A 9,713-nucleotide genomic window follows, 5' to 3' on the forward strand; every position below is an offset into this window, starting at 1 on the left:
ATACCTGCCAGGATGTGAACGAATGCGAGTTGTTCAGTAATGAAGAATTCGAAGAGGGGACCGAGGTCCGCAAAAAAAGACCGTCGCGAGCGAACCAATTAACAGAACAGCACCTACACTTAACGTTCGAACTGTACCAAGGTTAAAGTAAACCGTTTGTGCGAGCACTCCAATACCGAACAGAATGAACATCCATAATACGTCAATCCACACATATAAGAAGGGGTTTGATTCATTCACAAGGTCTCCCATGTGAAAGATATATCCTTGATTTAGTACGTATGGACTTAAAAAATAGAGCCCATTTAGTATGATTGCGCTTAGTACAAGATAGATCCCAATGGATAGAAAAGTTGCGATCATATATTGCTTTCTTGTGCCTCCCAAGGAGAGTATGCATTTGTAAGCTTTCATCAAGATAAAAGGATACACAAGAAAAATGACATAGAATGGTCCGAACGTGATCCCTAAGTGCTCATTGCCATCGGTATAGAAGCTTAAAACGATAAACAATCCCATTAAGGCAATCGTGATTCCGATGTTCCATAAGAACGTTGGGTTCATTTCTTTGATGATAATCTTAAATGGTCCTTTGAGTGTATTCATGCTTTCATCGTCCCCTTTTTTTGTTAGGTTCACGAGGTAGTCTTGAAGTGGTGCTTTTTCAATCTTAATACCTGCTGCTTCCGTACGCGTGATTAAGCTATCGTCATAATCGTCGTCAATCATGACATGAAGTTGTTTGCCGATTTTGCGTTCTTCAAGAATAATGCTCGTTCCGATCACCGATTTAACAGCTTCCGCAGGTCCTGTTAGGAGTACTCCTTGCCGCTTTAGTTTCTCTGTATCTTCATAGCGAGTGATGGTGTGTTGATTGATCAAGGCGATTTTTCACAGAGTGGCTCAACCTCATCAATATGATGAGTCGACAACATGATCAGGCGTGGAGAGTCTTCATACGTATCCAACAACACATCATAAAAGGTCTTACGCATACTAGCATCGAGTCCGTTTGCTGGCTCATCCATGATGGTTACGGGTGCTTTACTCGCAAGCCCCAACGTGATTTTGATCATGCTTTTCATGCCTTTTGAAAAGTTTCTGATCTTCTTTTTTTCTCGGTAACTCAAACACATCCAATAAATGTTCGGCAAACGATTGGTCCCAATTTTCATTGAAATAAGAACCGAAACGGAGTGCATCATCAACATCCCATAAATCTGAAAATGGATGGTCTTCTTGCATAAAGGTTACGTGATTCATTGCTTCTGGATTGTTATATGGCTGACCCCATTTACGCTAATTGTTCCTTGATTTGGTTGCTCCATACCGGAAAGCAACTTCATCAATGTTGTTTTCCCGGAGCCACTGCGCCCCCATAATCCGATGATCATCGGTTCACTTTCGTGGAATGAAACGTTCTGTAAGGTTAATGCATTTCCATATGCAAACGATACGTTATCGATTTTAATCATCATCATCCTCCTCAATCAATTGAATAAATTCTTCTTTCGACATTTGAAGTCGCTTAGCTTCGCTCAGTGTGGGCTTAACGTATTGAATATAAACTCTTCTTTACGCTTCGTTAGCAGCTGATTCTTGGCTCCTTCAGCGACAAACATCCCAACACCTCGTTGTTTATAGGCATAACCGGCCTCAACAAGCATGGATAGTCCTTTTTGTACGGTTGCCCGGTTCACTTGATAAAACTTAGAGATCTCTGTTGTTGATGGAATTTGCTCTCCTTCAAGCAATTCGCCATCAACGATATCATCAGCAATCATATCGAAGATTTGCTGGAAAATTGGTTTTGACTCATCTAGGACAGACTTCACTAAACGCTCCTTCCTCACTTCTGTGTTGAGTGGTTGATTAGTCGTGTAATCAACTATACATCCGGAAGGTCATCTTGTAAAGTGTGATGTACCGAATTACCATTTTTTGATAAGCGTTTGTAAAAGAAAGGCCAATGATCTGTGGAATATCAGTGAGGGGATTATGAATGGCAAGGTCTGGTTTTAAGTATTTTTTGTAGTGTTTGGTAGTTGTAACGGGTTTATTCTCTACGAATAGAGGGGCCATATTGTTTGTATACATCTTCGATTAAGATTGAAGTCAATTGACAAAACTACGAGTTAATCATACCTTTAAAACAAGGAAACTAAATGAACGAGACTACATATAAGTACAGAAGGACTGGGGATCTATGGCACCACAAAATAAAGAACAACTCGATCAGAAGAAACATGAACGCAAAGCACAAATTATGCGTGCTGCGATTAAAGTATTTGCTGAAAACGGGATTAAACTGACAAAAATCAGTATGATTGCAAAAGAAGCGAAAGTGAGCCACGGCTCGTCTATCATTACTTTACTTCTAAAGATGAGATATTGTATGCAAGTCTAGATTGGGCAGTTGAAGAGCATAAATCTGCAAAGCTTTTTCAAGAACTGAATGATCATGAGGTTAGTCCGCTTGAACAAATTAAGCAGTTCACTCTATTTGCATTTACAGAGAGTGATACAGAAATTAGCAATGGCGTGTTTCGGATTATCCAGAATTTAAGTTCTACGAATGACCTACCTGAACATTTAGAGCAATTCGTAGAAAAAGCAGGACAATTCTACATCGAATCTTTGTATCCTCTTTTTGTCGAAGGACAGAATTCTGGAGAGATTATTAAAGGTGATCCGGAAGAATTGTTGGGTATTTATTTGACAGTATTGTCCGGCATAATGGCAGATGATCCAGCGTTTTGGAAGGATAATACAGAGCAAAAAGTTGGCATTTTAATTAGGATGATCTCTGAAAGATAATTGTTATAAAAAAAGATTGACATAAAAATAAAGCATACGTATTATAAGGTTGACTGAATGAGTCAGTCAAAAAAATTTATTGTTAAATTGACTGAATAAGTCAATCAACATAAAGGAGAGATCTTTCATGACTGATCCGGTCATCTCAGTACAGGACATTAAGAAAAGATATGGTGAGCACCTCGTGCTAGACGGACTGAGTTTTCATGTGGAACGAGGTTCAATCTTTGCTTTATTAGGCGAAAATGGCGCTGGGAAAACGACGATGGTTCGAATTTTAGCGACGTTAATCAAAGCTGATAGTGGATCTGCAAAAATCGGGGGATATGATACCGACAGTGAATCCGTGTCTGTAAAGAAATTAATAAGTTTGACTGGTCAATACGCAGCAGTTGATGAGTTGCTCACTGGTGAAGAGAATTTGCAAATGATCGGCCGATTAAATCACTTGGATCACCGTACGGTTAAAGCACGTACAGTAGAGCTACTCGAACAATTTGACTTGAGTGGTGCTGCTAAAAAACGAGTCAGTACGTATTCAGGAGGAATGCGCCGTCGACTTGATATTGCAATCAGCTTGTTTGCGAATCCTGAAGTAATCTTCTTAGATGAGCCAACTACCGGTCTGGATCCTCGTAGCCGCAAAAACATGTGGGAATTAATTCGTAAGCTGGCTGATCGTGGCGTGACGATCTTCTTAACAACGCAGTATTTGGAAGAAGCAGATCAACTTGCGGATAAAATTGCGGTTATGAATAACGGGAAAATCATTGAAACGGGAACCTCGGAACAATTAAAAAGCATAATTGGAAAGGAAAAGCTGGAGTTAACGTTCCAAGACCAAGCTACTTTCGATGAAGCGAGTATAGTCATCAAAGGGCAAATAAACGAAAGTGAGAAGCTCATTTCTGTTGAGACAGAAGGTTCACCGGAAATTTTACGTCGCCTTTTAAATACGTTGCATGAAAATCAAATAGAACCTGTTGCCATGCATTTCCGTAAACCGACATTGGACGACGTATTTCTTGAGATTACAGGCAAATCAACAAAAGGAGTTTCGTCAAATGACTAATTCAAGATTATATTGGGCTGCGATGGACGGATGGACGATGACGAGACGTAGCATTAAGCATATCGTTCGAGAAAAGGAATCCCTAATGATGGCTATTGGATTACCAGTTGCTATTATGATTATGTTCGTTGCAGTATTTGGAGGAGCAATTCAAACGGGAACGGACTATGTCAATTACGTTGTTCCAGGTGTCATTATTACGTGTGCAGGCTTTGGAAGTTCGATTATCGCAGTAAGTGTTACGCAAGACATGATTGGTGGGTTATTTGAACGCTTACGCAGCATGCCACTTCATCCATCTTCGTTAATGGTCGGCCATGTGATTGGTGGTTTCGTTCGGAATGCGATTGCTACGACTGTCGTTATTCTAGTCGCACTACTGATTGGTTTTCAACCGGAAGCAGGAGTAGTAGAGTGGTTAGGAGTTATTGGTATCTTAACCTTATTTGTGCTTTCTCTTAATTGGTTATTTGTCGTATTTGGATTGCTTGTAAAAAAATGTAGAAACAGCGAACGCGATCACATTTCCGATGTTGTTTCTGCCTATGTGAGTAGCGCATTTGTACCTACTGAAACGATGCCCTCATGGCTCCACACCTTTGCAGAAAATCAACCGATGACGCCGTTAATTGAGACATTACGCGGACTTCTTCTCGGTACACCGATTGGCACGAACCTGTGGTTATCCATTGCTTGGTTCGGGGGATTGCTTATCATTTCGTTTATTGTCGCAACGATTTTATTTAAGAAGAGAAAGACTGAGTAGAAATTAATAAATGGACGTCGTTCACTTAAAGTGAATGACGTCCTTCTTCCAAAAGTTCCTCTGATTGCAAGGGGACAATCCAATCGTCTGGTACTTCCATCCACACCTCATTTCCCTCATAGAGAAAATGAACTTCCCAGTTACCGGACGTGTAGAATGAAACTTCTTCGGTGTTATCATCAAAGGACGCACTAGTATTTACATGAACCCAATTAACTCCAGGTAACCCGCTTGCAGATGAATGTAGCTCGGAGAGCTCAATAGTCGTGGGAGTAATAGATTCTGCTCCTTGTTGAAGAGTGTAGTTGAACTGTACAGATCGTTCGAGATCAGGCAAATGCTCATCCAAATAAGATGTGTGGGTACTAGAGTCACCGGCTTCGCTAATGGGCTCTTTAAGTTTGGGTTCAATCGCAACATCACCGTCACCTTGCTGCGGTCCTTCATCAAGTGATTGACGGATGTACTGCATAAGTTCCTCAGCCTCGTCATAGTCAAGCTCTACCATGTCATCACTGCCTAGCAGTGTGTCTTCCATGACCACAAGTGTAAGTCCGTATTTCTCACCTAATTCTTCGATTTCTTCCGTGGCATTGCTACATCCAGTAAGTAAAATAAAAGCAGCTATGCTCGATAAAGTTTTCATGACATATCTAATAGAACCCCTCCTAATTAAAATATCAACCTGCAAAAGCCTAGAAGAAAAAGTAAAACAATATGATACATAGCACAATGATGAATGCGAGGGTGAAGACTCTTGAAAGGCAACTTCCTTGAGCGAACGTTTCGGGTCTTCCAACCATCGCTTTATCAACTGATTCACCGAACTTTTCTTTTGGTTCGTTCCTCTTCGAATGATAATCTGAATTATTGGTCATCTCGTATCGCTCCTATAATGCGTTGGTGTTCTTTAGAACAATTACCCTGATTAATGGTTCTTAAAAACGAACGTTATTGAAACACTACGGTGAATATGGTGTAATTGCTAACAGTATTTTTAACTTAGGGGAGTCGTTACAGGCATGAGAGTTTTTTTTAAAAGAGTTTTCTTATTATTTAGCGGCTATCGGATTGGCGATTTTATTCTCAATCGTTGTGTCATTTTTGAATCCGTTAATAAGAGCAATTTCTGATTTGGTGCTAGGAACGACGTTATTGGATTCAGGGAATTTTTCTATTGTGGCTAGCGGTCTATTTTTATCACTTATATTGTTAGCAGTGATTGTTCCTGTAGTAATTGTATTTTATCCTATAGGGATTCTCATTAAATACGTAGTACTTAGCGCGCGGAGAGCTCGAAAACATAGACTCCAAAGGCACGAAGCGTAAGGAAGAAGACTTCTTAGTAAATGAAGGTGTTATTTTAAAATAATGAAGCCTTTCTTTAATGTCTTCCTTTAAGTCATGATGAGATTACAGCTATTTATCTTTGGATTGTTTATGCTTAAGATAAGCATAGATTAACAGTGAGATAATCGTACACACAGTTAACATACCCAGCAAGTTCATGAGAGTGATGGCGTTACCGCTTATCAGTTCAGTAAGTATCATAATGAGAAACAGGCATAATCCGATGAATAGAGCTTTTTTTAGCCATGGGGACCTCCGGATCTTTTTGCAAGTCATCTTGAATCTTTAGAGTGAATATGGAGTCGTTTTTATAGACATTATTTATTGAAGGAGAAGTTATGGATAACATAGCAAATCAAGTTGCCAACTATATTAATCATCTTGATAAAAAAATCGTAATCGGAATTTCGGGTCATGGTGCTTCAGGGAAAACGACATTTGCGAATCGTCTTCGAGAATTGATTGGGGAGCAACATGTCAATTATATGAACACGGACCCTTACATCATTGGCTCTAATCTTAGAAAGTACGCGACAATCGAGTATGAATATGATCAAGAGCGACATGCTTCTAAACTGACAGCATGCCATCCAGCAGCCCATCATACCGTTTCCTTAGAAAGAGATCTCACGATGATTCGAGAGGGATTAGATTTTAATACGATTCAAACGCATTATATGGAAAGTTCGTTAGTATCATCTGATAATAAAGTTAATATTGTCGAAGGGATGAGTACTGCATTTGTTAATCCAGATTTATTTGATTTAAAGATCTACATTTATACAGATGGAGAAACTGAATTCATGAGAAGGGGCATTCGAGATGTGTCCGAAAGAGGCATGAATATGGAGTATTTAAAGCAATCTCATAACCAACGAAGAATTCAATATGAATTATTTATGCATACGTATCATGAGGTATTTGATCTTGTTATCAAGAATACGAATCACAGCTATGTTATAGAAAAAGACAGCTTGAACCTCTGTTAGATCAATTGGTCGTTCTTCACTAAAATAGAAACGAATGATACTTAAGAATCATCTAATTCGCTTAACAATCCAAAATTTCATAAAAAAACTTGGAAGGTGCTTATTTATATGTTATGATCACTATTAACTAGTTTTGTTACGAAGAAAACAGAAAGCAAGCAACTTTCATCTAGAGTTTCACTTTGAGCAAGAATAGTAATATATCGTGTAATGCATGTGCAAAGCACTAGGAGGCAACAATCATGGAACAAGGTACAGTAAAATGGTTTAACGCAGACAAAGGTTTTGGATTTATTGAGCGCGAAGGTAACGAAGATGTATTCGTACACTTCTCTGCAATTCAAACTGACGGATTCAAAACTTTAGATGAAGGTCAAAAAGTTAGCTTTGAAATTACTCAAGGTGACCGTGGACCTCAAGCTGCAAACGTTTCAAAAGAAGGCTAATAACCGATTAAAACAGACTCTTTGAGTCTGTTTTTTTTATTGGTTGATAGGGAGTAAAGTAGATGACGTTACGTCAAAGTCACAATAAACAGTTGCTTGAACAACTCGTACGATTAGCACAACAGCTAAATGAAAACAAAATTACTTGGGCGATTGGAGGATCATTGCTCCTTTCGCAATACGGGATCGTAAAGAAAGTAAATGACATCGATGTGTTAGTATCTGAGAAAGATGTAGGCTACACTAAGACAATCATTGATACGATTGGCAATGAAAAGGAAGCTCAAAAGTATTCACCTTTTCGGACCAGTTATTTCTATAAATATACGATGAACGATGTCGAAGTCGATCTTATGAGTGGATTAGCCTTGGAACATGAAAATGGCGTATACATACTCTCGCTAACCCCAGATTCAAATGTTACGTGTACGCAAATTAGCGATGTAAGCATACCGCTCTGTACGTTAGAAGATTGGTACATCTTATACAGTTTGATGCCCAATAAAGAAGAGAAAGAATTGCTTTTATTTCGTTATTTGCAGGAACATGGCATCTCTAATAAGCAATTGTTGATCGAAGCGTGCAGAAAGCCTTTGCCGGATAGAGTTAGGGGCAATGTTGAACAGCTTCTTAAAAGCGGATGAACCCATAGAATGGTATGTTTGTTGTGACATTAAAGCGATAAGGAGGTCATGTTATGCCTACGTGCTCAAACTGTAAGCAAGGATGGGGATGGAGGTTATCCATCAAAAAGTCATTCTCGATTTATGGGATGAGTTGCCCTCATTGTGATCAGGTGCAGTATTTATCTAGAAAAGCGAAAAGAAACACGTCGTTTTTAGTATTTTTACCGTTGCTCGTTCCATTATTAAGTTTGTTAACAAATTTAGGCTTCTTAGCAATTATCATGATCTTCTTTTCTGTTTCTTTGCTTTTCATGTCATTGTATCCATTTTTGATGGAGTTATCTAATGAAGATCAATTGAGATTTTGAGTGCTTATTTTATTCGGAAGGGCTTGCCTTGAAGTACTAAGGGCGAGACCTTTCTTTTTTTGAGGGAAATTTATTCAATTGTCATAGTGCTACTTCCTATATTATTATGGAGTAGTTGCTATAAATCGTGTCGTGAATATGTGTGATAAGAAAGAGTGAGAGACGAAAAGGTAGGGAAGTACGATGACTGAAAATTTCTGGCGTGATTTACCACGTCCATTCTTTATATTAGCTCCGATGGAAGACGTTACGGACGTTGTGTTTCGTCACGTCGTAAGTGAAGCCGCGAGACCAGATGTGTTTTTTACGGAGTTTACGAATTCTGAAAGCTATTGCCATCCAGATGGCAAGCAAAGTGTTCGTGGTCGTTTGACGTTTACTGAAGACGAACAGCCGATGGTTGCTCATATTTGGGGAGACAAGCCTGAATTCTTCGAGGAAATTAGTATCGGCATGGCAAAAGAAGGATTTAAAGGAATCGACCTTAATATGGGCTGCCCGGTTCAAAATGTGGCAGGGAACGGAAAAGGAAGCGGATTAATTCGACGTCCAGACGTCGTTGCTGAACTCATTCAAGCAGCCAAAGCTGGCGGACTGCCTGTAAGCGTGAAGACGAGACTTGGCTATACGTATGTGGATGAATGGCGTGAGTGGTTAACACATGTACTAAAGCAGGACATTGCGAACTTGTCTATTCATTTACGTACGAAGAAGGAAATGAGCAAAGTCGAAGCACACTGGGAGCTCATTCCGGAGATCAAAAAGCTCCGAGATGAGATTGCACCTGATACACTATTGACGATCAATGGTGATATTCCTAACCGCCAAGTCGGCTTAGAACTCGTTGAGAAGTACGGAGTCGACGGTGTCATGATTGGACGAGGCATCTTTACGAACCCATTTGCATTTGAAAAAGAGCCTAGAGAGCATAGCAGTGAAGAGTTACTCGATCTGCTCAGGTTGCAACTTGACCTCCACGACAAATACCACGAGATTGAATCCCGTGCCTTTAAACCGCTTCACCGCTTCTTCAAAATCTATGTACGCGATTTCCGCGGAGCAAGTGAGTTAAGAAATCAACTGATGAACTCAAGTTCAACAGATGAAGTACGGTCACTCCTCGATACGTTCCAAGCTGAAAAACAAGAGACATTATAATTCGGAAACGCCCTTCAAAGTGAACTTTGAAGGCGTTTTGTTGGTCATGAGGACTAAAACATTGACGTGGTCCTGTTGTCTTGCACCGCGGTCCCGGTGTCTTGCACCGCGGTCCGGTGTC

15 protein-coding genes are annotated in these 9,713 nt (G+C 39.8%); 9 read left to right on the top strand and 6 right to left on the bottom strand.

The window, feature by feature from the left end; translation table 11 throughout:
• Positions 1-33: 33 nt before the first annotated feature.
• The 5 genes from JCM19055_RS29905 to JCM19055_RS14210 form a co-directional block, all read right to left on the bottom strand.
• On the bottom strand, positions 34-882 hold the full coding sequence (locus JCM19055_RS29905; protein ID WP_265182190.1) for a hypothetical protein: 849 nt from the start codon (positions 880-882) through the stop codon (positions 34-36).
• Complete coding sequence (locus tag JCM19055_RS31980) at positions 879-1,136, bottom strand: AAA family ATPase (RefSeq protein WP_370543162.1); 258 nt, start codon at positions 1,134-1,136, stop codon at positions 879-881. The genes JCM19055_RS29905 and JCM19055_RS31980 overlap by 4 nt, the downstream gene beginning before the upstream one ends.
• Positions 1,045-1,263 (bottom strand): hypothetical protein, encoded by a 219-nt coding sequence (locus JCM19055_RS29915; RefSeq protein WP_265182192.1) that lies wholly within the window; start codon positions 1,261-1,263, stop codon positions 1,045-1,047. The genes JCM19055_RS31980 and JCM19055_RS29915 overlap by 92 nt, the downstream gene beginning before the upstream one ends.
• Positions 1,260-1,475, bottom strand: a complete 216-nt coding sequence (locus tag JCM19055_RS29920) for an ATP-binding cassette domain-containing protein (protein WP_265182193.1) — start codon at positions 1,473-1,475, stop codon at positions 1,260-1,262. Before JCM19055_RS29920 ends, JCM19055_RS29915 begins: the two co-directional genes overlap by 4 nt.
• Positions 1,476-1,538: 63 nt before the next feature.
• A complete protein-coding gene (locus JCM19055_RS14210; protein ID WP_370543159.1) occupies positions 1,539-1,835 on the bottom strand; it encodes a GntR family transcriptional regulator in 297 nt (98 codons plus the stop codon).
• A gap of 371 nt (positions 1,836-2,206) precedes the next feature.
• Between JCM19055_RS14210 and JCM19055_RS24200 the strand changes: the two genes are divergently transcribed.
• The 4 genes from JCM19055_RS24200 to JCM19055_RS14230 all read left to right on the top strand — a co-directional run bounded on the left by JCM19055_RS24200 (position 2,207) and on the right by JCM19055_RS14230 (position 4,655).
• Positions 2,207-2,407, top strand: coding sequence for a TetR/AcrR family transcriptional regulator (locus tag JCM19055_RS24200; protein WP_052361683.1), 201 nt, complete (start codon positions 2,207-2,209; stop codon positions 2,405-2,407).
• Positions 2,392-2,817, top strand: a complete 426-nt coding sequence (locus JCM19055_RS14220; RefSeq protein WP_052361686.1) for a hypothetical protein — start codon at positions 2,392-2,394, stop codon at positions 2,815-2,817. Before JCM19055_RS24200 ends, JCM19055_RS14220 begins: the two co-directional genes overlap by 16 nt.
• A gap of 127 nt (positions 2,818-2,944) precedes the next feature.
• On the top strand, positions 2,945-3,889 hold the full coding sequence (locus JCM19055_RS14225) for a daunorubicin resistance protein DrrA family ABC transporter ATP-binding protein (RefSeq protein ID WP_042360187.1): 945 nt from the start codon (positions 2,945-2,947) through the stop codon (positions 3,887-3,889).
• The gene (locus tag JCM19055_RS14230) at positions 3,882-4,655 is read left to right on the top strand and encodes an ABC transporter permease (RefSeq protein ID WP_042360188.1); all 774 of its coding nucleotides are present in this window, start codon (positions 3,882-3,884) and stop codon (positions 4,653-4,655) included. Before JCM19055_RS14225 ends, JCM19055_RS14230 begins: the two co-directional genes overlap by 8 nt.
• 25 nt (positions 4,656-4,680) lie before the next feature.
• Here the strand turns inward: JCM19055_RS14230 and JCM19055_RS14235 are convergent, their stop codons facing one another.
• The gene (locus tag JCM19055_RS14235) at positions 4,681-5,301 is read right to left on the bottom strand and encodes a hypothetical protein (RefSeq protein WP_042360189.1); all 621 of its coding nucleotides are present in this window, start codon (positions 5,299-5,301) and stop codon (positions 4,681-4,683) included.
• A 1,042-nt stretch (positions 5,302-6,343) separates the two neighbouring features.
• Between JCM19055_RS14235 and JCM19055_RS14245 the strand changes: the two genes are divergently transcribed.
• From JCM19055_RS14245 to JCM19055_RS14260, 5 genes are all read left to right on the top strand, one after another.
• On the top strand, positions 6,344-6,994 hold the full coding sequence (locus JCM19055_RS14245; RefSeq protein ID WP_042360191.1) for a uridine kinase: 651 nt from the start codon (positions 6,344-6,346) through the stop codon (positions 6,992-6,994).
• A 242-nt stretch (positions 6,995-7,236) separates the two neighbouring features.
• Complete coding sequence (locus JCM19055_RS14250; RefSeq protein WP_042360192.1) at positions 7,237-7,440, top strand: cold-shock protein; 204 nt, start codon at positions 7,237-7,239, stop codon at positions 7,438-7,440.
• Positions 7,441-7,502: 62 nt separating this feature from the next.
• Positions 7,503-8,084, top strand: a complete 582-nt coding sequence (locus tag JCM19055_RS14255) for a nucleotidyltransferase (RefSeq protein WP_042360193.1) — start codon at positions 7,503-7,505, stop codon at positions 8,082-8,084.
• 53 nt (positions 8,085-8,137) lie between these two features.
• Positions 8,138-8,434, top strand: a complete 297-nt coding sequence (locus JCM19055_RS25645; RefSeq protein WP_081833724.1) for a TIGR04104 family putative zinc finger protein — start codon at positions 8,138-8,140, stop codon at positions 8,432-8,434.
• Positions 8,435-8,617: 183 nt separating this feature from the next.
• Complete coding sequence (locus JCM19055_RS14260; protein WP_042360194.1) at positions 8,618-9,592, top strand: tRNA-dihydrouridine synthase; 975 nt, start codon at positions 8,618-8,620, stop codon at positions 9,590-9,592.
• The last annotated feature ends 121 nt before the right edge of the window (positions 9,593-9,713 follow it).

The organism is Geomicrobium sp. JCM 19055 (genome assembly GCF_000698185.1).
GTDB classification, from domain to species: Bacteria; Bacillota; Bacilli; order Bacillales; family Marinococcaceae; genus Geomicrobium_A; species Geomicrobium_A sediminis.

Bases quoted from the DNA above. Each gene is read 5' to 3' on its own strand.
- JCM19055_RS24200 (WP_052361683.1), top strand. From the start codon at position 2,207: ATGGCACCACAAAATAAAGAACAACTCGATCAGAAGAAACATGAACGC.
- JCM19055_RS29920 (WP_265182193.1), bottom strand. From the start codon at position 1,475: ATGATTAAAATCGATAACGTATCGTTTGCATATGGAAATGCATTAACC.
- JCM19055_RS25645 (WP_081833724.1), top strand. From the start codon at position 8,138: ATGCCTACGTGCTCAAACTGTAAGCAAGGATGGGGATGGAGGTTATCC.
- JCM19055_RS14260 (WP_042360194.1), top strand. From the start codon at position 8,618: ATGACTGAAAATTTCTGGCGTGATTTACCACGTCCATTCTTTATATTA.
- JCM19055_RS14255 (WP_042360193.1), top strand. From the start codon at position 7,503: ATGACGTTACGTCAAAGTCACAATAAACAGTTGCTTGAACAACTCGTA.
- JCM19055_RS14250 (WP_042360192.1), top strand. From the start codon at position 7,237: ATGGAACAAGGTACAGTAAAATGGTTTAACGCAGACAAAGGTTTTGGA.
- JCM19055_RS14225 (WP_042360187.1), top strand. From the start codon at position 2,945: ATGACTGATCCGGTCATCTCAGTACAGGACATTAAGAAAAGATATGGT.
- JCM19055_RS14230 (WP_042360188.1), top strand. From the start codon at position 3,882: ATGACTAATTCAAGATTATATTGGGCTGCGATGGACGGATGGACGATG.
- JCM19055_RS29915 (WP_265182192.1), bottom strand. From the start codon at position 1,263: ATGAATCACGTAACCTTTATGCAAGAAGACCATCCATTTTCAGATTTA.
- JCM19055_RS14235 (WP_042360189.1), bottom strand. From the start codon at position 5,301: ATGAAAACTTTATCGAGCATAGCTGCTTTTATTTTACTTACTGGATGT.
- JCM19055_RS31980 (WP_370543162.1), bottom strand. From the start codon at position 1,136: ATGTGTTTGAGTTACCGAGAAAAAAAGAAGATCAGAAACTTTTCAAAA.
- JCM19055_RS14245 (WP_042360191.1), top strand. From the start codon at position 6,344: ATGGATAACATAGCAAATCAAGTTGCCAACTATATTAATCATCTTGAT.